Origin of the sequence: Flavobacterium sp. (genome assembly GCF_036515215.1) — a bacterium.
Taxonomy (GTDB): Bacteria; Bacteroidota; Bacteroidia; order Flavobacteriales; family Flavobacteriaceae; genus Flavobacterium.
In genome coordinates, this window is the sequence record NZ_DATBVQ010000162.1 from 1 (window position 1) to 25029 (window position 25029).

At 37.4% G+C, this 25029-nt stretch carries 25 protein-coding genes and 1 pseudogene; 19 read left to right on the forward strand and 7 right to left on the reverse strand.

The genetic code is table 11. The features are described 5' to 3' along the window. The 7 genes and pseudogenes from VIH09_RS10860 to VIH09_RS10890 all read left to right on the forward strand — a co-directional run. Window positions 1-297 (forward strand): annotated as a pseudogene (locus VIH09_RS10860) (hypothetical protein); the annotation flags it as partial. Then, on the forward strand, window positions 284-1009 hold the full coding sequence (locus tag VIH09_RS10865; protein ID WP_331580837.1) for a hypothetical protein: 726 nt from the start codon (window positions 284-286) through the stop codon (window positions 1007-1009). The pseudogene VIH09_RS10860 and the gene VIH09_RS10865, both read left to right, overlap by 14 nt. Then, a complete protein-coding gene (locus tag VIH09_RS10870; RefSeq protein WP_331580839.1) occupies window positions 999-1754 on the forward strand; it encodes a hypothetical protein in 756 nt (251 codons plus the stop codon). The genes VIH09_RS10865 and VIH09_RS10870 overlap by 11 nt, the downstream gene beginning before the upstream one ends. After that, entirely contained in the window at window positions 1751-2254 is a 504-nt protein-coding gene (locus tag VIH09_RS10875) for a DUF6702 family protein (protein WP_331580841.1), read from the forward strand. The genes VIH09_RS10870 and VIH09_RS10875 overlap by 4 nt, the downstream gene beginning before the upstream one ends. A gap of 61 nt (window positions 2255-2315) precedes the next feature. Next, window positions 2316-4556, forward strand: a complete 2241-nt coding sequence (locus tag VIH09_RS10880; protein WP_331580844.1) for a M1 family metallopeptidase — start codon at window positions 2316-2318, stop codon at window positions 4554-4556. 106 nt (window positions 4557-4662) lie between these two features. Next, window positions 4663-4989: a Sec-independent protein translocase subunit TatA/TatB gene (locus VIH09_RS10885; protein ID WP_331580846.1), complete on the forward strand. Its 327-nt coding sequence runs from the start codon at window positions 4663-4665 to the stop codon at window positions 4987-4989. Beyond that, entirely contained in the window at window positions 4989-5552 is a 564-nt protein-coding gene (locus VIH09_RS10890; protein ID WP_331580848.1) for a phosphatase PAP2 family protein, read from the forward strand. Before VIH09_RS10885 ends, VIH09_RS10890 begins: the two co-directional genes overlap by 1 nt. A gap of 184 nt (window positions 5553-5736) precedes the next feature. Here VIH09_RS10890 and VIH09_RS10895 read toward each other — a convergent pair whose 3' ends face one another. From VIH09_RS10895 to VIH09_RS10905, 3 genes are all read right to left on the reverse strand, one after another. Continuing rightward, window positions 5737-6378 carry an O-methyltransferase gene (locus tag VIH09_RS10895; RefSeq protein ID WP_331580850.1) on the reverse strand — a complete coding sequence of 214 codons (642 nt, stop codon included), beginning with the start codon at window positions 6376-6378 and terminating at the stop codon, window positions 5737-5739. Between the two features lie 204 nt (window positions 6379-6582). After that, on the reverse strand, window positions 6583-7941 hold the full coding sequence (locus VIH09_RS10900; RefSeq protein ID WP_331580853.1) for a hypothetical protein: 1359 nt from the start codon (window positions 7939-7941) through the stop codon (window positions 6583-6585). 7 nt (window positions 7942-7948) lie between these two features. Beyond that, on the reverse strand, window positions 7949-8518 hold the full coding sequence (locus tag VIH09_RS10905; protein ID WP_331580855.1) for a YceI family protein: 570 nt from the start codon (window positions 8516-8518) through the stop codon (window positions 7949-7951). A gap of 289 nt (window positions 8519-8807) precedes the next feature. On the opposite strand from VIH09_RS10905, the gene rlmN reads away from it, so the two are divergent. The 3 genes from rlmN (at window position 8808) to dnaG (ending at window position 13210) form a co-directional block, all read left to right on the forward strand. After that, entirely contained in the window at window positions 8808-9851 is a 1044-nt protein-coding gene (gene rlmN / locus VIH09_RS10910) for a 23S rRNA (adenine(2503)-C(2))-methyltransferase RlmN (RefSeq protein ID WP_331580857.1), read from the forward strand. Window positions 9852-10169: 318 nt separating this feature from the next. Further along, on the forward strand, window positions 10170-11147 hold the full coding sequence (locus tag VIH09_RS10915) for a polyprenyl synthetase family protein (protein WP_331580859.1): 978 nt from the start codon (window positions 10170-10172) through the stop codon (window positions 11145-11147). Between the two features lie 86 nt (window positions 11148-11233). Next, complete coding sequence (gene dnaG / locus VIH09_RS10920) at window positions 11234-13210, forward strand: DNA primase (protein WP_331580861.1); 1977 nt, start codon at window positions 11234-11236, stop codon at window positions 13208-13210. A 77-nt stretch (window positions 13211-13287) separates the two neighbouring features. Here dnaG and VIH09_RS10925 read toward each other — a convergent pair whose 3' ends face one another. Further along, complete coding sequence (locus VIH09_RS10925) at window positions 13288-13917, reverse strand: response regulator transcription factor (RefSeq protein ID WP_331580863.1); 630 nt, start codon at window positions 13915-13917, stop codon at window positions 13288-13290. Window positions 13918-14007: 90 nt separating this feature from the next. Continuing rightward, window positions 14008-14808: an NAD(+) synthase gene (gene nadE / locus VIH09_RS10930; protein WP_331580866.1), complete on the reverse strand. Its 801-nt coding sequence runs from the start codon at window positions 14806-14808 to the stop codon at window positions 14008-14010. A 98-nt stretch (window positions 14809-14906) separates the two neighbouring features. On the opposite strand from nadE, the gene gldB reads away from it, so the two are divergent. Together gldB and gldC are read left to right on the forward strand one after the other, a co-directional pair. Next, a complete protein-coding gene (gldB, locus tag VIH09_RS10935) occupies window positions 14907-15863 on the forward strand; it encodes a gliding motility lipoprotein GldB (RefSeq protein ID WP_331580868.1) in 957 nt (318 codons plus the stop codon). Continuing rightward, a complete protein-coding gene (gene gldC, locus VIH09_RS10940; RefSeq protein WP_331580870.1) occupies window positions 15863-16198 on the forward strand; it encodes a gliding motility protein GldC in 336 nt (111 codons plus the stop codon). The genes gldB and gldC overlap by 1 nt, the downstream gene beginning before the upstream one ends. Before the next feature lie 87 nt (window positions 16199-16285). Here the strand turns inward: gldC and yihA are convergent, their stop codons facing one another. Together yihA and VIH09_RS10950 are read right to left on the reverse strand one after the other, a co-directional pair. After that, the gene (gene yihA, locus VIH09_RS10945) at window positions 16286-16906 is read right to left on the reverse strand and encodes a ribosome biogenesis GTP-binding protein YihA/YsxC (RefSeq protein ID WP_331580873.1); all 621 of its coding nucleotides are present in this window, start codon (window positions 16904-16906) and stop codon (window positions 16286-16288) included. A 31-nt stretch (window positions 16907-16937) separates the two neighbouring features. Next, window positions 16938-17711 carry an alpha/beta hydrolase gene (locus tag VIH09_RS10950; protein WP_331580876.1) on the reverse strand — a complete coding sequence of 258 codons (774 nt, stop codon included), beginning with the start codon at window positions 17709-17711 and terminating at the stop codon, window positions 16938-16940. A gap of 389 nt (window positions 17712-18100) precedes the next feature. Here VIH09_RS10950 and VIH09_RS10955 point away from each other — a divergent pair, with 389 nt between their 5' ends. The 7 genes from VIH09_RS10955 to VIH09_RS10985 form a co-directional block, all read left to right on the forward strand. Beyond that, window positions 18101-18574, forward strand: a complete 474-nt coding sequence (locus VIH09_RS10955) for a division/cell wall cluster transcriptional repressor MraZ (RefSeq protein ID WP_331580878.1) — start codon at window positions 18101-18103, stop codon at window positions 18572-18574. Next, window positions 18549-19457 carry a 16S rRNA (cytosine(1402)-N(4))-methyltransferase RsmH gene (gene rsmH, locus VIH09_RS10960; RefSeq protein WP_331580880.1) on the forward strand — a complete coding sequence of 303 codons (909 nt, stop codon included), beginning with the start codon at window positions 18549-18551 and terminating at the stop codon, window positions 19455-19457. Before VIH09_RS10955 ends, rsmH begins: the two co-directional genes overlap by 26 nt. Before the next feature lie 93 nt (window positions 19458-19550). Then, on the forward strand, window positions 19551-19898 hold the full coding sequence (locus tag VIH09_RS10965) for an FtsL-like putative cell division protein (protein ID WP_331580882.1): 348 nt from the start codon (window positions 19551-19553) through the stop codon (window positions 19896-19898). Next, window positions 19889-21892 (forward strand): penicillin-binding protein, encoded by a 2004-nt coding sequence (locus VIH09_RS10970; protein WP_331580884.1) that lies wholly within the window; start codon window positions 19889-19891, stop codon window positions 21890-21892. Before VIH09_RS10965 ends, VIH09_RS10970 begins: the two co-directional genes overlap by 10 nt. After that, window positions 21889-23352 (forward strand): UDP-N-acetylmuramoyl-L-alanyl-D-glutamate--2,6-diaminopimelate ligase, encoded by a 1464-nt coding sequence (locus tag VIH09_RS10975; RefSeq protein WP_331580886.1) that lies wholly within the window; start codon window positions 21889-21891, stop codon window positions 23350-23352. Before VIH09_RS10970 ends, VIH09_RS10975 begins: the two co-directional genes overlap by 4 nt. Before the next feature lie 7 nt (window positions 23353-23359). Continuing rightward, complete coding sequence (gene mraY / locus VIH09_RS10980; RefSeq protein WP_331580888.1) at window positions 23360-24589, forward strand: phospho-N-acetylmuramoyl-pentapeptide-transferase; 1230 nt, start codon at window positions 23360-23362, stop codon at window positions 24587-24589. 1 nt (window position 24590) lies between these two features. Beyond that, on the forward strand, window positions 24591-25029 hold a 439-nt coding region (locus VIH09_RS10985; protein WP_331580890.1), incomplete at its 3' end, for a Mur ligase family protein.

Here is a 25029-nt window from a genome sequence, read left to right on the forward strand (position 1 = left end):
ATGGGGCTCGATCCTATCATTAATTTGTTTTCAGGCCGTACGGCTATGCTCAAAAAAGAACTCAAAATTGAAAAGAAAGAATCTTATTTGAAACAATTGGATGATATGTTTGATAAAAATCATTTCGTAAACAAGTTAAAGATACCTTTGGATTATGTTAAGGGATTCGAATATTACGCAGTCGAGAATGAGCAGTTTACGAAAATTTTAAGTTCCAAAAATCTAACATCAACCGAATTCTTGTTAGCTGAGCTAGCCACAAAATATAACGAAATCATCGCTTGTGAAAACGAATAAGACTTTGTTCTTCCTTTTAATATTGTTTTGTCAGATTATTTTTGGGCAAACTGTTGGCGAAAAGAATATTCAAGGAAAAATAATTGCGGAGGCAACTGCCGTTGGGGGAATAAATATCGTGAACGATTCCAATGGAAGAGCGACAATTGCGGATGAAAACGGGATGTTTTCTATTTTGGCAAAAGAGGGGGATGTTTTGGTTATTTCTGCCGTAAATCTCGTAACTTTACGTAGACGGTTAAATAATGGCGATTTAACCCTAGCGGTTATTGAGTTTCAAATGATTCCCAAAAGTATAGAACTAAAAGAAGTGATTGTAAACGAGTACCCAAGCATTAGCGCCGAAAATTTAGGAATTGTGCCCTCTGGGCAAAAAAAGTACACTCCTGCCCAAAGGAAACTATATACGGCAAATTCGGGATTGCTTGACAAGCCATTAAATTGGATTTCTGGTCGTACGGCGAGGCTTAAGAAGGAATTGGCGATAGAATACAAAGAACGCGAATTGGTCAAGTTAAGTTATCTTTTTGAAGACAAGTACTATATAAAAACGCTAAAAATCCCGCAAGAATATATTAAAGGATTTCAATATTATTGTATTGATGATATGGATTTTGTTGCAGCCTTAAATTCTAAAAACAAAACATTATCAATGTTTCTGATTATTACTTTGGCCAAAGAATATAATAAAACCATAGCAGATGAAAACTAAATTAGTACTAGTAATTGTGAGCTTGTTGAGTCAGTTTTGCTTTAGCCAAATTGAGCCGCGAACACCTTTAAAAGGGCAGGTGAGAAATGATTTGGTGCCAGTGGAAAATGTGATTGTTTTTAATGCCAACTCAAAAACAGGTACCATCGTCAATAATTATGGCTTCTTTACGATTATGGCTAAAGTGAACGACACCTTGGTTTTTTCAAGCTTGGCGTTTAAATCCAAAAAAATAGTTCTTTCGGAAAAAGAATTTATGATGCCTCGATTTATTGTAAAAATGGATGTTTTTACCAATGAATTAGCAGAGGTGCTTATTTTGGCAAAAAAAGAGGTGAACCCAATATCTGGAGGTACCCAAAAGTATGTAGACAGAGAATATTTTGATGACGAGAAGTCGTCCCCTAAAAACCGATTAATGCCGCCAGATGGTACCATTGAAAACGGGATGGACTTCGTTCGTATCTATAAAGATGTTTTAAAAATACTAAGGAAAAACAATCCTGAAAAAGTAGATTTTTATCAGGACACCAGTTTTTCAGAGCTCGCCTTGAACAGGTTGAATTATTCTTTTTTCGCTAATACCTTAAAATTGAAGGACGATGAAATTAAGCTTTTTCTTGTTTTTTGTGAGAATGATTCCAGGTCGAGAAGTTTAATGGGTCCAAATAATGAATTTCAATTGATCGATTTCCTTGTTTCAAAAAACAAAGAATACAAAAGAATCACTACTTTTGAAAAATGAAGAAAACAATCTGCTACTTATTTTTCGGATTCCTTTTTGTGGTATTGACCTCGTTCACTGTTCATCAATTTTACATGGGTATTTACCAAGTGAATTATGCCCCTGAAAAAAAAATGCTTCAAATCACAACCAGGATTTTTGTGGACGATCTGGACAAAGCACTTGAAAAAAAATACAATAAAAAACTCCATCTAGGCACAGATATGGAATCGCCTGAAGAATTGCCCTTGCTGAAAAAATACCTTGCTGAAAAATTCACAATTAAGATAAATGGAAAACCCAGTCCGATGGCTTTATTGAGCAAAGAGCTGGAAGGGGATGTGCTTGTTTGTTACTTAAGTATAAAAGGGGTTGCTAAAATTAATTCCTTGGAAACCTACAATGCCATATTAATTGATTGGAATTCAGAGCAACAAAACATAACTCACTTCACTATATTGGGAGAGAAACAAAGTTTTCTTTTTACGGAATCTTCGACCAAACAGATGTTAAAATTCTGATAAATTAATGGTAATATAGTAAAAAATGGTATTTTCACGGACTAATTAGTTAATCCTACCCATGAAAAAAATCATTTTATTTTTTATTCTTCCAGTAGCTTTATTTGCGCAAGAAAAAACAACCACCGCAACACCAAAACAAACAGCTAAGTACGAGGCCAACAAATTTAATCAGATGTATGACTTATTGGCGACGCCCAATATGTTTCGCACGGCATCTGGTGCGCCAGGACCTGCCTATTATCAACAACAAGCTGATTACAAGATTGATATTGAGCTAGACGATAAAAAAGCAAAATTAAGCGGTTCAGAAACCATTACCTATTACAATAATTCACCAGATAGCCTTGAGTATTTATGGATACAATTGGATCAAAATCAGGCAGCCATAGATTCTGAATCTCCTTTATCGGAAAGTGAAAAAATGAATCGGACTTTTCCGGCTTCAAAATTTGCCGACAAGTTTTTGAAAAAAGGATTAGATCGTGGCTTTAATATAGAGTATGTAAAAGACGCTAAGGGCAATGCCATGTCTTATACAGTAAACCAAACCATGATGAGAATCACTTTGGCGTCCCCTATGAAGCCAAATTCAAAAATGTCATTCTCCATTAAGTGGTGGTACAATATCAATGATTACCAGAAAGACGGCGGCCGTTCCGGTTACGAATTATTTGAAAAAGAAGGAAATAGATTGTATGTGATTGCTCAATTCTATCCTAGAATGGCAGTTTACAATGATGTGGAAGGGTGGCAAAACATGCAGTTTTGGGGAAGCGGAGAATTTGCTTTGCCTTTCGGTGATTTTGACGTAAATATTACTGTACCTGCCGACCATGTTATGGAAGCAACAGGGGAGTTGATGAACAGGAGTGAAGTTTTTACACCTGAACAGGTAAAAAGATATGAATTGGCGCAGAAGTCATTCGATAAGCCCGTTGTGATTGTGACTCAAGCTGAGGCGGAAGCCAGTGAAAAAGGCTTTTCTGACAAGAAAAAAACGTGGAAATTTAGCGCGAAAAACGTTAGGGATTTTGGGATTGCCACATCAAGAAAATTTATCTATGATGCAATGGCAGTTCAATTAAGTGATAAGGTAGTAATGGCCGCTTCAGTTTATCCTAAGGAAGCGAACCCATTATGGGGAGAAACCTCTACAATAACGGTTGCGCATACTTTAAAAAGTTACTCTTCACATACATTTGATTATCCTTATCCAAAAGCAGTATCCGTATCGGCAGAGGACCAAGGAATGGAATATCCAATGATTTGTTGGAATTTTGGCCGCCCAGATGCAAATGGGGTGACCAGCGAGCAAATCAAGAATGGAATGATGGGAGTTGTAATACACGAGGTGGGACACAATTTTTTTCCAATGATTGTAAATTCTGATGAGCGTCAATGGACATGGATGGATGAAGGCTTGAACTCTTTTATGGAGTTTATGGCCGAACAAGAATTAGGGACAAACTTCCCTTCTAGACGTGGTCCTGCCAAAAACATAGTTCCTTACATGAGCGGAGATCAAAAATTCTTGGAACCTATAATGTCTAACTCGGAAAGCATTATCCAATTCGGTAATAATGCATACGGTAAACCGGCCACAGGATTGAATATCCTGCGCGAAACTATCATGGGTAGAGAGTTGTTTGATTATGCTTTTAAAGTCTATGCTAACCGTTGGAAGTTCAAACACCCGACTCCGGAAGATTTCTTCAGAACCATGGAAGACGCTTCTGCCGTAGATTTGGATTGGTTTTTTAGAGGTTGGTTTTACACAACTGATTTTGTTGACATCGGTATTAATGACGTGAAACAATATTACGTTTCTGAAACGCCAACTGTTGCGCTTAAAGATGCGAAAGTAAGAAGAGGGCGTTTTGGAGTTGATAAAGGGCCGTTTGTCTATTTAGTAGAAGAGTCCAATTCGGAGTTGAAATCAAATCAAAAGAAAGCTTTAAAAATCGAGGATGTAAAATTGCTTTCCGATTACGTGAGCACGCTTACTGCAGAGGAAAAAGGTACTTTAAAGTCACCAAAATACTTCTACGAAGTTGAGTTCAACAAACCGGGAGGTATGTTAATGCCTATTCTTGTCGAAATCACTTATGAAGACGGGACATTGGATAACTTTAAATATCCAGCGCAAATTTGGAGAAAAAGCAATGATACCGCCAAAAAAGTGTACGCTACTGAAAAAGCAATCAAAAAAATTCAAATTGACCCAAAATTAGAAACGGCAGACATTGATGTGACCAACAACACTTGGCCGAAGGAAGAGCTAAAAACTAAATTTGATTAAGTAACAGATAAAAAAAAGACTCTTTTTAAGAGTCTTTTTTTTATGAATAATTTAAAAGGCAAGAATTCAAAATTTGGTATCTTTGCCGTAATAAAAAAATATAAATATGTTTGGAATTGGTGGAGGGGAGTTGGTTTTCATTTTGTTTATTGTGCTTATGCTTTTTGGTTCTGACAAAGTGCCTGAAATAGCGCGTACTATGGGTAAAGCAATGGCGCAACTAAAAAATGCAACCAACGATATAAAAAGTGAAATCCAAAAAGGAGTCGAGTCAAATGGACTTGACGCAAAGTCCCTGTCAGATATGACCGGAAACATCAATTCCCAAATTAGCAAAGCCAAAGAGGATCTTTTAGGAGACTCGATTGTGCAGGCGAACAAGGTAAAAGAAGATATTGAAGACGTTACAGGACCTGTAAAACGTCAAAGGTAGTGATAGAAAAAATACTCTCGCTAGATACCGATTTGCTCATTTACCTGAATAATTTGGGCTCCGCACCCTATGATGGGCTTTGGTTGATGATTACGAAGCAGCTGAATTGGCTTCCTTTATTTTTGTTGTTACTATATCTTATTTTCAAAAAATTAGGCACAAAGCAAACCCTGTATTTACTCCTGTTTGTAGCAGTTTTATTGACATGGACGGATCAAATTACGAACTTGTTCAAAAACGGGTTTCAAAGATTGCGGCCTTGTGCCAACCCGGAGGTGAACCCCTTTATTAGGGTGGTTCTGTTCAGGGACTCTTATAGTTTCTTTTCCGGCCATGCCGCAAACTCTATGGCTGTGGCCACCTTTATATATTGCAATTTACATCGCTATTACAAACATTTTTACCTGCTCTTTTTGTGGCCGTTGGTCTTCGCTTATAGCCGTATCTATCTTGGGCTGCATTATCCTGTAGATATATTGTCTGGTTTCTTGTTCGGGATTATTTCTGGATTTATGTTTTATAAAATATACCAAATCATACAAAAGAAATATTTTCCGCTATAATTTCTAGGAGCTATTCCGGCTGTCCATTTCAATCTTCCGGTATAAAATGGTTTTTTCAATAACAATAAAGGAGCTTCCGTTGGGTGCTCTTTTTTGTTTAGAAAAAATTCCATTTATATCCTGAAGGATTTCCATTTCCATCTGGGCTAAGGCAGCCAGAACTAAAATGGTAAGAACACTGAATCTAAAGAACTCGGCTAACCGTTAATCCATCACGAATGGGCAATAGTACAGTCTCGACCCTTGGGTCATGTGCCAATAGCTCGTTATACTCCAAAAGGACTTTTGTGCTAACGTCTTTAGGATTCGCCGGTTCTAGGACTTTTCCGCTCCACAGCACGTTATCAGACAAGATTATCCCGCCCTTGTTCATTTTAGGGACTATCATTTCAAAATAGTTGATGTAGTTTTCCTTGTCGGCATCGATAAAAACCAAATCAAATTTCAGATCCAAATTTGGGATTATCTCGATGGCTTCGCCCAAATGCTGTACAATTTGTTTGCCCCAAGGAGATTTGTCAAAATGTTTTCTCTGGAAATCAACCAGTTCTTCTTTGATATCAATGGTGTGTAGCATTCCATTTTCTTGCATTCCTTCGCACAAACACAAAGCGGAATATCCGGTGTAAGTGCCAATCTCAAGAATATTTAATGGTCTGATTAATTTGGATAACATGCTTAAAACGCGCCCTTGGAAATGCCCGCTCAACATTCTGGGCAACAATATTTTCTGATAGGTTTCTTTGTTTAACGCCGCCAATAATTCGGGCTCTTTTCCGGAATGTTGCTCGATATAATCTTCTAATTCTTGGGAAATGAAATGCATTTTTGAATTTTTTAATTGAGGCAAAGTTACAAATCAAAAAACGGGAATAAAAGAAGTTTAAAAGTAAATTTATTGAAGAATTTGGGAGATTATTCGAAGCTTTTTGCCATGGAAGTTAGTTACTATGCAAAATCAAATCAATAATATTCTGGCGACTTACTTTTGGAAGGTCACCATTTTTACGAATGAGTCGAAACTTGAGCATCAGAATGTAATTACAGCTTCAAATAGGACTCCATTAAAGCGACCACCATATAAATCATTAGGATTCCCTTCTGTAAATTGGCTGAAATCATTATAATTTTGGTCGACATAAACTACTTTAGTTAATATGTTTTTAGTAAAAAACCAACCCGCGCCAGTTTCTAATCTATTTACCGTAACTTCATTTGCGTCAGCGTTATTTAGTTTGCCAGTCACGACATTGTATTTAGCTCCTATATAAAAATTTTCTTTATTCCCAAATCGGTATAAAACATCTCCGACATATTGGTTGACGGTTCTTGTGTCGTCATTTCCTTTAGCATCCCCACCGGAAGTGAATTCCAGTGTCCCAAAGAATTCCAAGCCTTTGTATTTTACAAAAGGGTTTATCATGTAGGAAGTGGCCCAATTCCCATATCCAGGATTGAATCTGCCGGTGTCTTTGTTTACTGCAGGGTCAAAGTTGTCTGCTACAGTGCCTGAAACGCCGGTATATCCTGCGTGAGTCATCACGCCATAAAAACGGCTGCCTGCCCTGTCAGAGCCGTACAAGTTTCCACTTATGTTAGAAACATGGTATAAGGAACCGGTTAGTCTCATTCTTAAATCGGTATCAATTTGTTTGTCAAAACCTACTTTCGCTAAAATAGTCGGGCTGATAGTAGTGTTTTGTGTGGGAGAACTTGGAACTATTTCTTTGACGTTTTGATTTAATTTGGAGTTAGTGAGACCTATCATGCTCACAAATCCGTTCCTGTTGTAATAAAACTCGACGCCCATTTCCGTGATGAAGGCATCCATAATGTTATTTCCTATAAAAGGATTGACCAGTGTGCTTCCATTGTCAGATCTTCTAAAATGCGCGTCCCCATAGTTGTTTTCCATCTGCCCGATTTTGATGGTCGCGTATTGCATAAACGCTGCTAAAAAATCCTTGTTGATAAAATCTAATTTATCAATTTGCAAATACCCTCCTTTTACCCATGTGTCATTATGGTGCCTCGAGGCCAAATACAGCTCTAAATTTACTCGGACACCGTCATATAACTGAGCACCGATGGTCATGTTTGCGGTAGGTAAATTGAAATTATTTACCAGATTATTTAATCTGTAACCTTCGATAGGAGCAGCTAAGTTTGATTGCTCATTAAATGATTTCACTCCTTGAAATTGCAATGCAAGTGCGCCTCCTAGATCAACACTTAGTCCTTTAAATCCCACACTGTCTTTTTTTACGTCAAATTGATTTATCCCATTTTGGTCGCGTGGAATCAGATTTTGGATTTTCCGAAAAGTAGTTTGTGCCGTTAGTGCGGTTAAACTTAAGAAGGCGGCAACTAAAAGATAAATTCGTTTCATGATTGACTTAATTGAAGTGAATGTTGAATTTTAGCACCATTTCTTTTCCTGTTTTAACTGTTCCAAGTAATGCTTTTGGCGGGGTCATTCCGTACTCCTCAAACGTAATTCTGTTAGTGCCTTCCAAAGAAACGATATCGTCGCTTATCGCTGTTTTAACTTGCGTTTTTAGTTCTCTGCTGACCCCAGCAATGGTTAATGTTCCGGTTAAATTCCAAGTGTTTTCGTTTACTTTTTCAGCTGTTTTCAATACATATTCGATGGTTTTGAATTTGTTTGTTTTTAAGGTTTTGTAGGCAACCTTATCCATGGCGGCTTTATCGCTTTTTAGGGTTTCGGATAAAATATTTATGGTTATACCGTTAATCTCTTCCAAGTTTGAATCGGTAATGGTAAAGTTTGCGTTACCGGTGCCTTCAGTTGATGTCATTTCCCAATCATGTAATGTTGAAGTTCCGAACACGGAAAAATTTTGTTCTTTAATTAATTCATAATTTTTTTGGCCATTTGCAGAAAATAGCATTCCGAAAAAAGCCATTGCCAAAAATGTCGATGTAAGGTTTTTTGATTTCATCATAGTTTTTATTAAGTTAATGATGGTTTGTCGGTCTATTTTTTTAAAAATATGTAAATGCGCTATTAACTATGGGCAAATTTGTGTCTAAGGAAGAGAGTAATGTTTGATAAATATGAGTGATTAAAATTTCATTAAAAAATGAGAACCATATAGATTTAATACTGAATTTTTTTTCGAAAATGTTTTTATCTAGTAAATTTTAATTTGAAAACAGAAATAGAAATCCTCTGTGATATTGAATTTACGTAGATAATTATTAAATATAACAAATAGTCGTTAAATTTGCAACATGCAAATTGAAAAAAAAGACATACGAGCGGTATCAAAAGAGCAATTACGTGAATTTTTTGTAACCAGCGGTGACAAAGCATTTCGTGGGAATCAAGTGTATGAATGGTTGTGGAGTAAGGGAGCACACAGTTTTGAGGACATGACAAATATTTCCAAAGAAACGCGTGCGATGCTGGAGAGTAATTTCGTTATCAATCATATTAAGGTGGACACGATGCAGCGTTCTGAAGATGGAACCGTTAAGAATGCGGTACGTTTGCATGATGGCTTAGTGGTGGAGTCCGTTTTGATTCCTACCAACACCAGGACAACGGCTTGTGTTTCCAGCCAAGTAGGTTGTAGTTTGGATTGCAATTTTTGCGCGACTGCGCGGTTAAAAAGGATGAGAAATCTGGAGCCTGCCGAAATTTATGATCAGGTGATCGCCATAGACAAAGAAAGTCGTTTGTACCACAATCATCCCTTATCTAATATCGTGTTTATGGGTATGGGAGAACCATTGATGAATTATAACAATGTGTTGAAAGCCATCGAAATGATAATTTCGCCGGAAGGCCTGGGGATGTCCCCTAAACGAATTATGGTTTCCACTTCAGGTGTCCCAAAAATGATTAAAAAATTGGCCGATGATGACGTAAAATTCAAATTGGCGGTTTCCCTGCATTCTGCCATTGACGAAATTCGCGCCAGAATCATGCCTTTTAGTGCTAATTTCCCTTTGGCTGATTTGCGCGAATCTTTGGAATATTGGTACAGAAAGACCAAAAGCAAAGTTTCCTACGAATACGTGGTTTGGAAAGACATCAATGACAACAAGGAATCGATAGATGCATTAGTGAAATTCTGCAAATATGTTCCCTGCAAAGTGAATTTGATCGAATACAACCCGATTGATGACGGCGAGTTTCAACAGGCCTCCGAAGAAGCGACCAATGCGTACATCAAAGCGTTAGAAGCCAGCGGAATTGTCGTTAAGGTGAGACGAAGTCGTGGTAAAGATATAGATGCTGCCTGCGGGCAATTGGCAAATAAAGAAGCGTAAAAAAAGGAGTTCAGATGTTGAACTCCTTTTTTTGTTTTAAACCTTTTAAAATTTTTATTAAAACCATGTTCCCAAAGAGGTTTTTGTAGCTGTGCCCCAGTCATTTACGACATAACTGGCGTATCACATTCAGCCGCTCGCCAAGTCAATAATGCTCCATTCGGTTTTTTTCGCAAAGATTTATGCCTTACACAGCGGCCTTACAAAATAAAGCTGACTGAGTTTTTTTATTGATTGCAAATGGGAATTGGATTAAATAAATATACTTAGACAAAATAGATAACGGTTTTTATTTAAAATGGTATATTTGAATTCTAAATGAACGTCACTTCCCAAATAAAACAGCCCATCTTTAAAGAAATGGAACTTTTTGAAAAAAAGTTCTATGAGTCGATGACTTCACAAGTGGCTTTGCTGAATAGGATTACGTATTACATCGTAAACCGAAAAGGGAAGCAAATGCGTCCCATGTTTGTTTTTTTGACAGCAAAAATGGTTTCTTCAGGAATTGTTAATGAAAGAACCTATCGCGGGGCCTGTGTTATTGAGTTGATTCATACGGCAACATTGGTTCATGATGATGTGGTCGATGACAGCAATCGAAGAAGAGGTTTTTTCTCCATAAATGCGCTTTGGAAAAACAAAATTGCGGTGCTTGTAGGTGATTATTTGCTCTCGAAAGGACTGTTGCTTTCCATAGATAATGGAGATTTCGATTTGCTTAAAATCATTTCGGTTGCCGTTCGCGAAATGAGCGAAGGTGAACTGCTTCAAATTGAAAAAGCACGAAGACTGGACATCACTGAGGATATTTACTACCAAATAATTCGGAAAAAGACGGCGACTCTTATCGCTGCCTGCTGTGCTCTTGGTGCCAAATCGGTTATTGAAGATAAGGATCAAGTCGAGAACATGCGCAAATTTGGCGAGCTCATAGGAATGGCTTTCCAAATCAAAGATGACTTGTTCGACTATTCGGAGGACGCAATCGGGAAACCCACAGGAATAGACATTAAGGAACAAAAAATGACATTGCCGCTTATTCATGTTTTGAACACTTGTACCTCAAAAGAAAAAAGCTGGCTAATCAATTCCATAAAGAACCACAATAAAGACAAGAAGCGTGTAAAAGAAGTGATCGCTTTCGTTAAAGACAATAATGGTTTGTCTTACGCCGAGAGTAAGATGGTCGAATTCCAACAGGAAGCCCTTTTACTGTTGGACAATTATCCCAATTCTGAATTCAAAGATGCCCTAATCTTAATGGTGAATTACGTTATTGAAAGAAAGAAGTAGCGCTATTCTGTTGCAGTTTTATTATCTAAGTTTTATCTAATTCGATGCAAAAATACTTTGTATATTTGTGACTTTCCCACTAAAAAATGATTTCAAAAGCGACTATAGATACTGTTTTCGAAACTGCTCGAGTAGAGGAGGTTATTGGTGATTTTGTGCAATTGAAAAGGGCCGGAAGTAACTTTAAAGGATTGAGTCCGTTTTCTGATGAGCGTTCGCCTTCATTTATGGTTTCGCCCGTTAAACAAATATGGAAGGATTTTAGTACTGGCAAGGGCGGAAACTCGGTCGCTTTTCTAATGGAGCACGAGCATTTTACATATCCGGAAGCTATCCGTTATTTAGCCAAAAAATACAATATAGAAATAGAGGAAACGGAGCAAACTGACCAGGAAAAAGCCAATACTGATGTTCGTGAAAGCATGTATTTGGTTTCTGAATTTGCAAAAAGTTATTTCCATAATACGCTTTTGAACTCTGAAGAAGGTAAGGCTATAGGATTATCTTATTTTAAGGAAAGAGGATTCACCAGTGATACCATTAAAAAATTCAGTCTAGGTTATTCCCCTGAATCTTGGGACGCTTTTACAAAGGAGGCGTTAGGTAGGGGCTATAAGTTGGAATATCTGGAAAGTACGGGTTTAACTATTGCACGAGAGGACAGGCCGTTTGATCGTTTCAAAAACCGTGTGATGTTTCCCATACAAAGCATGTCCGGAAGGGTGCTTGGTTTTGGAGGTAGAATACTTACAAATGACAAAAAATCGGCAAAATACCTGAATTCGCCAGAAAGTGACATTTACCATAAAAGTAAAGTCCTTTACGGGATTTTTCAAGCCAAACAATCCATTGCCAAACTAAATAATTGTTACTTGGTTGAAGGTTATACAGATGTTATTCAGTTCAATCAGTCCGGAATTGAAAACGTGGTTGCTTCGTCCGGGACAGCATTGACGCCGGATCAAATCCGATTAGTCAACCGATTGACTAAGAATATTACCGTCCTTTTTGATGGTGATGCGGCCGGTCTCCGGGCTTCGCTGAGAGGAATTGATTTGATTCTGGAAGAAGGAATGAATGTGAAGGTCTGCACTTTTCCTGATGGTGAAGACCCTGATAGTTTTGCCAAAAAAACATCTTATGATGATTTAGTGGCTTATTTAGAGAATAATGCCAAAGATTTTATACAGTTCAAGGCTTCTCTTTTGATGAATGAGGCGAAGAATGACCCTATTAAGAAAGCCGATTTGATTCGGGATATGGTATTGAGTATTTCTAAAATACCGGACAGAATCCAAAGGGAAATTTACATCCAGGAATGTTCCAGGATTATGGACATTTCGGAACAAGTGTTGGTGAGCACTTTGGCACAATTAGTTCAGAAAGATGTCGCTGAGGTAGGAAAAAAACAAAAGACGGAACAAAAATCGTTTGAAGTAATAAAAAATGAAAATCTTGAGGCTGTCGAAAAAGTCGATGTACTAGCTAATGTGGAACGTGAAATAATCAGGATTCTTTTGCTGTATGGCAATAGAACTGAAAATTTCGAGGAAATCTTAATGAAGTCTGACGGAGAAGGGGAAATTATTGAAGTTACGGAATTCAAAGAATTGAAGGTTTTCCAAAAGATATTTTTGAGTTTGCAGGAGGATGAAGTGGAGTTTGCAAGTCCAACTTTTAAGGCTATATATGAAGATTTAATTAATTACTATCTTCAGAATGAGAATTCAGGAGTAGAGAAGTATATCAATCATTTACAGTCCGGTGTTCCGCAAGAAGTGACTACGATAATGATGGAAGATGAAAAATATGTATTGCATGACTGGATAGGACAGAATATATTTCCAAAAACTATTGAAGAAACCTTAAATCAGGGAGTGTCAGACACTTTGTTTACCTTAAGATGGTTTTTGATTAGTGAAATTATTGAAAATTTAAAGAACGCGCTCTCAAATGAACCCGGCGCAGATAATATGGAATCATTGTCCATGGTGATGAGCTATATTGAACTCCGAGGTAAATTTTCAAAAAAATTAGGTAGGGTTGTGGTTCGTTATCATTAAAATAAATACTCCATATCTCTGAACCTTGTTCAAGGATATGGAGTATTTATCTACGGCAATCGGCTATTTAGAAATTACTAAACGATTTCGAGTTTTTTCGCTTTCTCAACTAAGTCAACCAAATTGGTCACATTCAGTTTTGTTAACAATCGCAATTTGTAGGTGCTGATTGTTTTTTCATTAAGGTTGAGGATCTCGGCGATTTCGTGATTCTTTTTTCCTGCACTTAAATAACGCAGCACTTCCACTTCGCGATTGGATAATTTTCGATACAGGCGTTCGCTCTTGCTTTGTTTTGCAATTAAGGCAAGGTTCTTTTTCACGGTTTCATTCATGATAATCTTCCCCTGATTGACTTTTACAATAGATTGACCTAAAGTTTCCAGTTTTTCTTTTTTGTGCACAAATCCTGAGACACCCGCTTTAATGGCATTCGGCGCATAAATTTGCTCCGAAAGACCACTAAAAATAATAATTTTAGTTTTCGGAAAAGTTTTCAAAATTGACTTGACTTCAAAAATACTGGAAAGACCTTCCAGCTCCAAATCTAATATTAAAACGTCTATGTCCTTAGTTAGGAGTATATCGCGAATCATCAGGAAATTACCAACATTGGCAACTATTGATATGTCGGCATGATCTTTAAAATAAGATTTCACTCCAAAATGCACGACCGGATAATTATCGGCTAAACAAACTTTAATCATAATTCTTAATTTTAAGAGTTATCTGTCAAAATGATATAATAAATTTAGCAATAAAAAAACATTATTACTAATTTTCTGGATAAAATGCAATTAATCCCGATTAACTAAACAAACCGGTATCTCTCTCATTTTGTGTTGGTTAGTTTTGTTTAAACATTTGTAAATTTCGAAGACTATTTTTTGTCTTCCTGTAAAATCATCTGCTGTTTTTCCCGCTTCATCTTCGAGCATTGCCCATTCTAATTCATCGTAATTGGCACCCAGTTGTTGCTCGTCTGTTTTTTCGTCGCCAAACAGACCGTCCGATGGAGCCGCTTTCAGAATCGAATCCGGAACATTTAGGTATGCGGCCAATAAAAAGACTTCGGATTTCATCAAATCTGCAATTGGGCTTAAATCCACTCCGCCATCTCCGTATTTTGTGTAAAATCCAACCCCGAAATCTTCCACCTTATTTCCGGTTCCCGCAACGAGTAAACCATGAACGCCGGCAAAATAATATAAAGTCGTCATCCGGAGGCGTGCTCTGGTGTTTGCCAGAGTCAGATGTAGTTTGCTTTCCTCAAAGTCAGTAGGGACTTCTTTTTTGAAGGCTTCAAAAACTGAAGTTAAATCTGCCTGGGTATTCGTTACATTAGGGAATCTTTTCTTTAATTGGGCGATATGTTCGCGTCCACGACTTACATGGCTTTCGTGCTGATGAATGGGCATTTCTACGCATAAAACAGACAAACCTGTTTGCGCACACAATGTGGAAGTAACGGCTGAATCAACCCCTCCTGAGATTCCAATAACAAATCCGTTAACTTTCGCGTTTTCCGCATAGGTTTTTAGCCAGTTAACAATTTGAGCATTCACTTTTTCAACTTGTATCGTGTTTTTTTTAGTCATAATAGTTTAACTTTTAACAAGGAGGAATGTATATTTGCAAAGCAATATGTAGCCTGCTATTTTGAGTGATTTTTCTTAGGCAAATTTAATTAAAAAAAATGAAAATATACCTAGTTTCGAGTGTTCTAAGTTTATTTATTTTGTCTTGCGGGCAAAAAAATAAAATTGAAAAAGCAATTGCTGAAATGCCTGTGGAAATAAAGGTGGAGCGTTTTGACAAAATATTTTTCGAAACCCAACCCGAAGATTTGAATAAGGTGAAAAAGGAATATCCCTTTTTTTTTCCTGCGGGAAATGAAGATGCCGTTTGGTTAAATAAGATGCAGGATCCATTGTGGCAAGAGCTGTATGGCGAAGTTCAGAAAAAATATGCGAATTTTGATCCTGTGCAAAGTCAGTTTGTAGGCCTTTTTAAGCACATTAAATATTATTTCCCTGAAACAAAAACACCAAAGGTAATTACGGTAATCTCGGAAATGGATTATAATAATAAGGTCATATATGCCGATAGCCTGGTCATCGTTTCTCTCGAAATGTATTTAGGCAAAGAGCATAAGTTTTATCAGTTTCCGGAATACATTAAGCAGAATTTTGAACAGAGGCAAATTATGCCGGATGTTGTCTCCAGTTTTTTTAAATTTAAAACAGCTCCCAATCAAAATAAGAGCTTGCTTTCCAATATGATTTATGCGGGTAAGGAGTTGTATCTGAAAGACAAGTTGTTGCCGGACTATGGCGACGCCGATAAGATGGGTTACACGGCGGAGCAGATAAAATGGTGCCAAGAAAACGAGAGTTATATGTGGCGTTATTTCATCGAAAAAGAATTGCTTTACAGTGACGATCAAAAGCTAATTCCACGTTTTATAAATATGGCCCCTTTTTCCAAATTTTATTTGGAAATTGACAACGAATCGCCAGGTCGAGTTGGTGCTTGGGTGGGATGGCAAATTGTTCGCTCGTATATGGAAAACAATAAAGTATCTTTGCAACAGTTATTAAATACGAATGTTAAAGAAATATTTGAAAAATCAAAATACAAACCTAAAAAGTAATGTCAGATAAAAACAAATCAGAAATTAAGATTCTTGTAGAATTAGATGAAAACCAAGTTCCGGAAAAATTATTATGGTCCGCAAAAGACGGAGGTGTTGAACTGGAAGAAGCTAAGGCGGTTATGCTATCGGTTTGGGACAGTAATAAAAAGGAAAGTTTGCGTATCGATTTATGGACAAAAGAAATGCCTGTCGATGAAATGAAGATATTCTTTCATCAGACTTTGGTTACGATGTCGGATACTTTTTATCGTGCAACCGGAGACGAAAAGATGACCGATACAATGAAGCAATTCTGTGAGTATTTTGCTGAAAAGCTGGAATTGAAAAAATAAATCAGGTTGATTACTTAATATAAAAAATCCCAAAACTGAAATTTTAGTTTTGGGATTTTTTATATTAAGATGCGAAGAGAGAATTTTTTAAAACTGATTATTGTTTTTGAAAACCTCTTGGTTTACCTCCTCGATATAGCTCAGCAGTTCTTCTTTTCCTATAGATTCAGTAGCTGATGTCACAAAATAATGAGGCATTTCTGCCCAGTTATTCGCGAACATATTCTTTTTATAAGCCGCAATATGGGAATCAATTTTGACTTTGCTGATTTTGTCTGCTTTGGTAAAGATAATACAGAAAGGGATTTCGCTCTCTCCCATATATCCCATAAATTCAATATCGATTGCTTGTGCCTCATGGCGAATGTCTATTAAAACAAAAGCGCAAACCAACTGTTCGCGAGTTTCGAAATAGTCCGTAATGAATTGCTGAAAAACGGATTTGGTTTTTTTGGACACTTTAGCATAACCATATCCTGGCAAATCGACTAAAAACCAATTGTTGTTTATTAGGAAATGATTAATTAGCTGCGTTTTTCCGGGCCTTCCAGAGGTCTTCGCGAGCTTTTTGTGGTTGGTCAACATATTGATCAATGACGACTTCCCAACGTTTGATCGGCCAATAAAAGCATATTCTGGCAAAAAGTCCTTTGGACATTTGGAGACGTCAGAATTGCTAATTACAAATTCGGCGGTATTAATTTTCATTTTTTCTAGGTGTAAATTAATCCTTTCAGGATTAGTGTGCTTTTAAATGGGTGTGGCTTAACCAGTCTTCCAGTAGACGATTAAATTCTTCAGGCTGCTCCATCATCGCGGCATGGCCACATTTGTCTATCCAGTATAATGTGGAGTTGGGTAGTAATTTATTGAATTCTTCCGCAACATCTGGAGGCGTGACTTTATCATTCTTTCCCCATATAATACATGTTTGAACGTGCATTTTAGGTAGGTCTTTTGCCATGTTGTGACGAATGGCGCTCTTGGCGATGGTTAGCGTTTTTATCAGTTTTATTCTATCGTTTACCGAAGCATATACTTCATCAATAAGTTCCGGTGTTGCGATCTTTGGGTCGTAAAATACGTCCTCAGCTTTTTTCTTTATGTATTCGTAATCGCCTCTTTTTGGATAGCTGTCGCCCATGGCGCTTTCATACAATCCTGAACTACCTGTTATTACAAGTCCCGCAACTTTTTCAGGATACATTTTAGTATGATATAAAGCAATATGGCCTCCTAAGGAATTCCCTAAAAGTATTACCCTTTCGAAACCTTTGAAAGTGATAAAGTCTTTAACGTATTTGGCGAAATTTTTGACATTAGTTTTTAAAATGTTTTGGGTATATATAGGCAAATCTGGGATGACAATTTTGTATCCTTTTTCAGAAAAATAACTGGCAACGGCGTCAAAATTACTTAGGCCTCCCATTAGGCCATGCAAGATAACAATTGGCGTTCCTTCTCCAGCTTCATAATAGCTGTATTTACCTTCTTTCTTATAATTTTTTTCCATGTTTTTGAATGCGGATTTTCAATTTTCACAAATATATGATTTAATAAATTAAAAAGAATTTTTGCATACAGTTTTTAAGATTATTGCGCCTTTTTTTATTGTTTTTGTTTTCAATTAAATTTTCAAAATGGCAAATGTCTGCTTTTCGTTATAATCATTATTGCAAATAAATGGTTTTAGGTGTTAAAACCTTGCGTATAATCGACGCGCTTTTTCTTTAGTTTGAAGATTCTTTGTCGTAATTTATAAAGTAGCTAACAGTCTGATAGTCCAAAAATTAAGGGGGTTTCGTCAAAAGTGGGTAAACTTATCAACAAAGTGGTAAGTAGTGGTGAATAGTGGTAATATTTTTCATATTTTTGCTTTAGTTCATCTAAAAGGAAACTCTCTTGATAACAATAGTCGGAACATATGAATGTAAGGTAGATGCCAAAGGAAGGATGCTGTTGCCGGCGCCTTTAAAAAAGCAGCTGGTCCTTTCGCTACAAGACGGTTTCGTCTTGAAACGTTCTGTGTTTCAGCCCTGTCTGGAGTTGTATCCTATGGCCGAATGGGATCTGATGATGATAAAAATCAACAAGCTTAATCGATTTGTAAAGAAAAATAATGATTTTATACGCAGGTTTACGGCTGGCGTGAAGATGGTGGAGATAGATGCCTTGGGTAGATTATTGGTTTCTAAAGATCTGGTTTCTTTTGCAAGCATATCCAAAGACATTGTTTTTTCTTCGGCGGTAAATATAGTTGAGATATGGGATAAGGATTTGTATGAAAAATCGATAAATGGTGAAGATGTAGATTTTGCCGATTTGGCGGAAGAAGTAATGGGAAATATAAATGACGACGACAATGGAATATCATAATCCGGTTTTGCTAAAGGAATCAGTGAATGGCTTGAATATTAAGCCTGATGGCATTTATGTGGATGTAACCTTCGGCGGAGGTGGGCATTCGAAGGAGATTTTAAGCAGATTAGGGCCAGACGGGAAGCTGTTCGCTTTTGATCAGGACGAGGATGCGTTAGCTAATGCTTTACCGGACGAAAGATTTGTTCTTATTAATGAGAACTTTAGATATATCAAACGTTTCTTGCGCTTTTATGGTGTAAAAAGTGTCGACGGAATTTTAGCTGATTTGGGTGTTTCTTCCCATCAATTTGATGTTCCCGAGAGAGGGTTTTCAACTCGCTTTGACGCCGAATTGGATATGAGGATGAGTCAAAAAAACGATTTGAATGCTTATAGGGTAGTCAATGAATACGATGAGGCAAATTTGAAAAGAGTGTTCTTGGACTATGGGGAATTGAAAAATGCTCCAGTCTTAGCAAGGACAATTGTAGCGGCGAGAGAAGAACAACCGATCAAAACAACTGATGAATTAAAAGAGATTTTGGCTAAATTTTTACCGGAAAGAGTTCGGAATAAAATATTGGCTCAAATCTATCAGGCCATTCGAATTGAAGTGAACCAAGAAATGGACGTTCTAAAGGAGTTTCTTGAGCAGTCTCTGGAGATATTAAATCCAAGCGGAAGATTGAGTGTTATTTCATATCATTCATTGGAAGACAGGCTGGTAAAGCGATTTATGAAGAACGGAATGTTTGAGGGGGAACCGGAACGCGATTTTTTCGGTAATTATTCGGTTCCATTTAAAACTATCGGAAAATTGATCGTTCCTGACAAAGAAGAGATAAAACTAAATAATAGAGCGCGAAGCGCTAAATTAAGAATAGCCGAAAAGAAATAGCCCCATTCCAGTGGGCAAGGGTTGAAGCGGAATTACAGATACTAACTTTAAATATCTCGGCTCCTTCTATTTTGAGGGTCGGGGAGACGGCAAATGAAAAACGGTTTTACCAACATATTGAAAGCGCGATTTCTTATAGATGATGATGCTATAAAAAACTGGCGTTTTATTGTTTTTCTTATTCTTTTGGCAATAATCATGATTGCCAACACGCAGCATTACGAACAGAAAGTATTTAGGATTGCCGCACTGACAAACGAAGTAAAAGAATTGCGATCCGAATTCGTCGACAGACGTTCTCAGCTGATGAAGTTGAAGATGGAATCGACCGTTTCCCAAAAGATGATCGAAAAAGAGATTTTCCCATCGACTGTTCCTCCAGTAAAAATTAAAGTAATAAAAAAAGAAGAAAAAAGTTTTCTTGAAAAATTATGGCAGTAGAAGATAAACACATATCATATAGAATCTACCTGGTTGCTTTTGCTATCTTTTTGATTGCGATCGCGATTGCCGTGAAATTGACAAACATACAGTGGGTCGAAGGGGATTATTATAGAAAATTAGCTAAAGAAAGAACGGTTAAGAATTTTGTTATTCCTGCAAATAAAGGGAATATCTATTCGGCAGACGGAAGTTTATTGGCCACTTCAATACCTAATTATACTATAAGATTTGATGCTCTTGCTCCAAAAGTAGAGAATTTCGAAAAAAACGTGCAAGCATTGTCCGATTCCCTGGCTACGGTTTTGGGTAAGTCAAGTGGTTTTTATCAAAACGAACTTAGAAAAGCTAGGGCCAATAATAATAGATATTATTTAATTGCTCGCGGCTTAAGTTATACAGACTACATAAAAATCAAGGGATTTCCTTTGTTTAAATTAGGAGCTTACAAAGGCGGAATTATTGTAGAGCAAAAAACCATCAGGGAACATCCGATAGGTAAAATCGCAGAGCGAACCATTGGTTATGAAAGAGAAATTGCTGAAGATAAGTTTGACGGTAAAGGAATTGAATGGGCATATAGAAAATACCTGAATGGAAAAGACGGTAAAATTCTAAAACAAAAAATTGCAAAAGGACAATGGAAGCCAATTCGGGATGTAAATGAAGTTGATCCTCAGGATGGTTATGATGTAATATCGACTATTGATGTATATATCCAGGATATTGCGCACCATGCTTTGTTAAAACAATTGCAAGAGTACGAGGCGGATCATGGCTGCGTAGTTGTTATGGAGACTGAAACAGGTCAGGTAAAGGCTATCGCGAACTTAGGGAGAGCTAGTGACGGAACTTATTATGAGACCACAAATTATGCTGTCGCGGAGTCTCATGAACCTGGATCTACATTTAAATTAGTTGACATGATGGCTATTTTAGAAGATAAAGTGGCAGATACAAATACTGTTTACAACACTTTTGGTGGAGAAATTCGTTATTCGGGTAAGGCTGTTCGCGATTCACATAAAGGGGGTTACGGAAAAATATCTTTGGCTAGAGGTTTTGAATTGTCATCTAATACGGTATTGGTTCAAGCTGTTTATGATAATTATAAAGACAGCCCATCTCGATTTGTTAATCATGTTAACTCTTGGGGATTTAACAAGAAATTGAAAATGGATTTTGAAGGTGAAGGCCGTCCTTTTATTCCTCAACCTACAGACAAGCATTGGAATAATATCTCTCTTCCTTGGATGGCTTTTGGTTATGGAGTATCTGTTACACCAATGCAAACTTTAACATTTTATAATGCTGTGGCAAATAATGGTGTGATGGTGAAACCTCAATTTATTTCAGAAATTAAAGAATGGAATAAAACGATTATAAAGGTTGAAAAAGAAGTAATCAACCCTAGAGTTTGTTCACCTGAAACAATAAAAAAGCTTAAAGCGGTTCTGGCTAACGTAGTTAAAAAAGGAACTGCTTCTAAATTGTATTCTAAAGATTTTTCTATGGCCGGCAAAACAGGTACAGCTCAAGTAAATTATGGAAAAAGAGACGGTACTTCAATGTATTATGCGTCTTCTTTCGTGGGGTATTTTCCGGCTGATAAACCTAAGTATTCTTGTATAGTAGTGGTTCATAAACCAAGCACTGCTAAGGGTGATTTTTATGGAGCCGGTGTTGCGGGGCCAGTTTTTAAAAGAATAGCGCAAAAGATATTCACAGACGTGCCTTCAACAAATGAAATTAAAAATTTGAACAAAAAAATTCCTAAACAGGAAAGTAATTATAATGAGTACTTCGCCCGATTGCAAAAACAACAACGATTTGTCCCAAATGTCAAAGGGATGCCCGGAATGGATGCGATTGCCCTATTAGAAAATTTAGGAATAAAAGTCAAGGCAATGGGAATGGGTAAGGTAAAAACACAATCGCTTCAGGCGGGTCAGGATATAATAAAAAACACAACTATAACACTCGAATTATTGTGATTATACTAAAGGACATATTATACAAAGTAGCTATCGAATCCATTAATGGTTCGACAAGCGTCGCTATTGGAAAAATCGAATTTGATTCCAGAAAAATAGAGAAAGGCGATGTTTTTGTTGCCATTCGCGGTTCTATTTCTGACGGTCATGATTATATTCAAAAGGCCATAGCACTTGGTGCTATCGCAATTGTTTGTGACACTTTTCCGGCGACATTCGAAAAGGGAGTCACTTACATACAAGTGAAAGACACCAATAAGGCGCTTGCTTTCATGGCGGCCAACTTTTTTGGTGATCCTTCAAAAGATTTAAAGCTTATCGGGATAACCGGAACGAACGGAAAAACAACTATAGCTTCGCTTTTATACCAGCTATTCAAAAAGGCAGGTTTCAAAGTAGGATTGCTATCCACAGTGAAAATTTTAGTTGATGATAAAGAATTTAAAGCAACGCACACAACGCCAGATTCAATCACAATCAATCATTATTTGAGTGAAATGATCAAAGAAGGCGTCGAATATTGTTTTATGGAGGTGAGTTCGCACGGAATTCATCAAAAAAGAACGGAAGGCTTGCATTTTGTTGGTGGTGTTTTTACCAATTTGTCTCACGATCATTTGGACTATCATCCCACTTTTGCAGAATACAGAGATGTGAAAAAATCGTTTTTCGACAATCTTCCAAAAACGGCTTTCGCCTTATGTAATATTGACGATAAAAACGGCGCGGTAATGTTGCAAAACACGGCGGCAAAAAAGCGCACTTATGCCCTAAAATCGTATGCCGATTACAGGGCTCAGATTCTTGAAAACCAATTGTCAGGTTTGTTGTTGAAAATTGACGGAAATGAAGTTTGGGTAAAACTGATTGGGACTTTCAATGCTTACAATGTTTTGGCTATATACGGAACGGCCATCGAACTTGGATTAGATAGTTTGGAAACGCTCCGACTGTTGTCAGAACTGGAAAGTGTTTCCGGAAGGTTTCAGTACATCGTTTCCGCTACAAACATAACGGCTATCGTGGATTATGCCCATACACCAGACGCGCTTGAAAACGTGTTGAAAACCATAAATGACATTAGGAATAAAAACGAACAGCTGATCACCGTAGTGGGTTGCGGCGGTAATAGGGATAAGACGAAACGCCCAATTATGGCCGGCATTGCTTCTGAATTGAGCGACAAAGTGGTCCTGACGTCCGATAACCCAAGAAATGAGGATCCGGATGCTATCATCGCAGAGATGGAACAAGGAATTGTTGCTCAAAATTATAAAAAAGTTTTGTCTATTACGGACAGAAGACAGGCGATAAAAACGGCTTGCCAACTGGCGCAGCCAAACGACATCATCATAATCGCGGGTAAAGGGCATGAGACTTATCAGGAAATCAACGGTGTTCGCAGTGACTTTGATGACATGAAAATAGTAAAAGAGATATTAGAACAACTTCATAAATAGTGAAAATATGCTGTATTATTTATTTGAATATTTAGATAAAACATTGAATGTTTCCGGAGCGGGAGTTTTTCAATACATCACCTTTAGATCGGCACTAGCTTTTCTATTGTCCCTTTTGTTGTCTACTGTTTTCGGTAAGAGAATCATAAATTTTTTACGCAATCAGCAAGTGGGGGAGACGGTTCGCGAGTTGGGTTTAGCCGGTCAAAACGAGAAAGCGGGAACGCCAACCATGGGAGGGCTTATAATCATATTCGCTACGCTTTTGCCTGTTATGTTGTTTGCCAAATTGCATAATATTTACATCGTTTTGTTGATCGTTACTACCTTATGGATGGGGACAATCGGGTTTATTGATGATTATATCAAAATTTTCAAAAAAGACAAAGCTGGATTAAAAGGTATTTTTAAGGTTTTTGGGCAAGTAGGATTGGGTTTGATCGTGGGGACAGTCCTTTATTTTAGCCCAAATGTCACGGTAAGAACAGATACGGGTAAAAATGATATTTTTAGACCCAATACTGAAAATGTGATAACCCAAAGTCCGGTTGAAGAAAAATCAACGGCAACTACAATCCCCTTTTTCAAGAACAATGAGTTCGATTATGCAGAGTTGTTGGCGTGGACGGGCGAAGGTTATCAAAAATTGGCATGGCTGATTTTTATCCCGGTTGTGATTTTTATTATAACGGCAGTTTCAAACGGGGCCAATTTAACTGACGGAATTGATGGTCTCGCGGCAGGTACCTCGGCAATATCCGTGCTGGCGTTGGGGATTTTTACATTCGTTTCCGGTAATATAATTTTTTCTAATTATTTAAATATTATGTACATCCCCAATTCGGGTGAAATGACTGTATTTATAGCGGCATTCGTTGGTGCGTTGATCGGATTTCTTTGGTACAATTCTTACCCTGCATCCGTATTTATGGGGGACACGGGAAGTTTAACTATCGGAGGTGTTATAGCGGTACTGGCAATTGCAGTTCGTAAAGAATTGTTGATTCCATTGTTGTGCGGTATTTTTTTAGTCGAAAACCTATCGGTGGTATTGCAAGTCAGCTATTTTAAATACACCAAAAAACGCTTTGGCGAAGGCAAAAGAATTTTTCTGATGGCTCCCTTACATCATCATTATCAAAAGAGAGGCTATCATGAAAGTAAAATCGTAACGCGATTTTGGATTGTTGCCATAATGTTGGCGATACTTTCAATTGTTACTCTAAAATTAAGATAACATGAGGCTAGTTGTATTAGGCGGAGGAGAAAGTGGAGTGGGTACGGCCATTCTCGGAAAAGAAAAAGGATATGATGTTTTTGTGTCTGATTTTGGAAAAATAAAAGATAATTACAAAGAAGTTCTTACAAGTAATGGTATCACTTGGGAAGAGGAAAGGCACACGGAGGAATTAATTCTGAATGCAGATGTGGTGATGAAAAGCCCTGGTATTCCCGAGAAAGCTCCTATCGTTAAAAAGCTTATAGAAAAAGGCATTCCCGTAATTTCTGAAATAGAATTTGCCGCCCCTTTTACAAAAGCCATCACGATTGGGATAACGGGAAGTAACGGAAAGACGACTACGACGATGTTAGTCTATCATTTGTTGAAATCGGCTGGACTGAACGTCGGATTGGGAGGAAACATAGGAAAGAGTTTCGCCCAGCAGGTAGCTGAGG

What these genes read in the sequence shown, in the direction of transcription:
- rsmH (WP_331580880.1), top strand. Translation starts at nt 18,549, where the DNA reads ATGACGACGACAATGGAATATCATAATCCGGTTTTGCTAAAGGAATCA.
- dnaG (WP_331580861.1), top strand. Translation starts at nt 11,234, where the DNA reads ATGATTTCAAAAGCGACTATAGATACTGTTTTCGAAACTGCTCGAGTA.
- VIH09_RS10970 (WP_331580884.1), top strand. Translation starts at nt 19,889, where the DNA reads ATGGCAGTAGAAGATAAACACATATCATATAGAATCTACCTGGTTGCT.
- VIH09_RS10870 (WP_331580839.1), top strand. Translation starts at nt 999, where the DNA reads ATGAAAACTAAATTAGTACTAGTAATTGTGAGCTTGTTGAGTCAGTTT.
- VIH09_RS10895 (WP_331580850.1), bottom strand. Translation starts at nt 6,378, where the DNA reads ATGCATTTCATTTCCCAAGAATTAGAAGATTATATCGAGCAACATTCC.
- mraY (WP_331580888.1), top strand. Translation starts at nt 23,360, where the DNA reads ATGCTGTATTATTTATTTGAATATTTAGATAAAACATTGAATGTTTCC.
- nadE (WP_331580866.1), bottom strand. Translation starts at nt 14,808, where the DNA reads ATGACTAAAAAAAACACGATACAAGTTGAAAAAGTGAATGCTCAAATT.
- VIH09_RS10915 (WP_331580859.1), top strand. Translation starts at nt 10,170, where the DNA reads ATGAACGTCACTTCCCAAATAAAACAGCCCATCTTTAAAGAAATGGAA.
- VIH09_RS10875 (WP_331580841.1), top strand. Translation starts at nt 1,751, where the DNA reads ATGAAGAAAACAATCTGCTACTTATTTTTCGGATTCCTTTTTGTGGTA.
- yihA (WP_331580873.1), bottom strand. Translation starts at nt 16,906, where the DNA reads ATGAAAATTAATACCGCCGAATTTGTAATTAGCAATTCTGACGTCTCC.
- gldB (WP_331580868.1), top strand. Translation starts at nt 14,907, where the DNA reads ATGAAAATATACCTAGTTTCGAGTGTTCTAAGTTTATTTATTTTGTCT.
- VIH09_RS10965 (WP_331580882.1), top strand. Translation starts at nt 19,551, where the DNA reads ATGAAAAACGGTTTTACCAACATATTGAAAGCGCGATTTCTTATAGAT.
- VIH09_RS10900 (WP_331580853.1), bottom strand. Translation starts at nt 7,941, where the DNA reads ATGAAACGAATTTATCTTTTAGTTGCCGCCTTCTTAAGTTTAACCGCA.
- gldC (WP_331580870.1), top strand. Translation starts at nt 15,863, where the DNA reads ATGTCAGATAAAAACAAATCAGAAATTAAGATTCTTGTAGAATTAGAT.
- VIH09_RS10905 (WP_331580855.1), bottom strand. Translation starts at nt 8,518, where the DNA reads ATGATGAAATCAAAAAACCTTACATCGACATTTTTGGCAATGGCTTTT.
- VIH09_RS10925 (WP_331580863.1), bottom strand. Translation starts at nt 13,917, where the DNA reads ATGATTAAAGTTTGTTTAGCCGATAATTATCCGGTCGTGCATTTTGGA.
- rlmN (WP_331580857.1), top strand. Translation starts at nt 8,808, where the DNA reads ATGCAAATTGAAAAAAAAGACATACGAGCGGTATCAAAAGAGCAATTA.
- VIH09_RS10950 (WP_331580876.1), bottom strand. Translation starts at nt 17,711, where the DNA reads ATGGAAAAAAATTATAAGAAAGAAGGTAAATACAGCTATTATGAAGCT.
- VIH09_RS10885 (WP_331580846.1), top strand. Translation starts at nt 4,663, where the DNA reads ATGTTTGGAATTGGTGGAGGGGAGTTGGTTTTCATTTTGTTTATTGTG.
- VIH09_RS10880 (WP_331580844.1), top strand. Translation starts at nt 2,316, where the DNA reads ATGAAAAAAATCATTTTATTTTTTATTCTTCCAGTAGCTTTATTTGCG.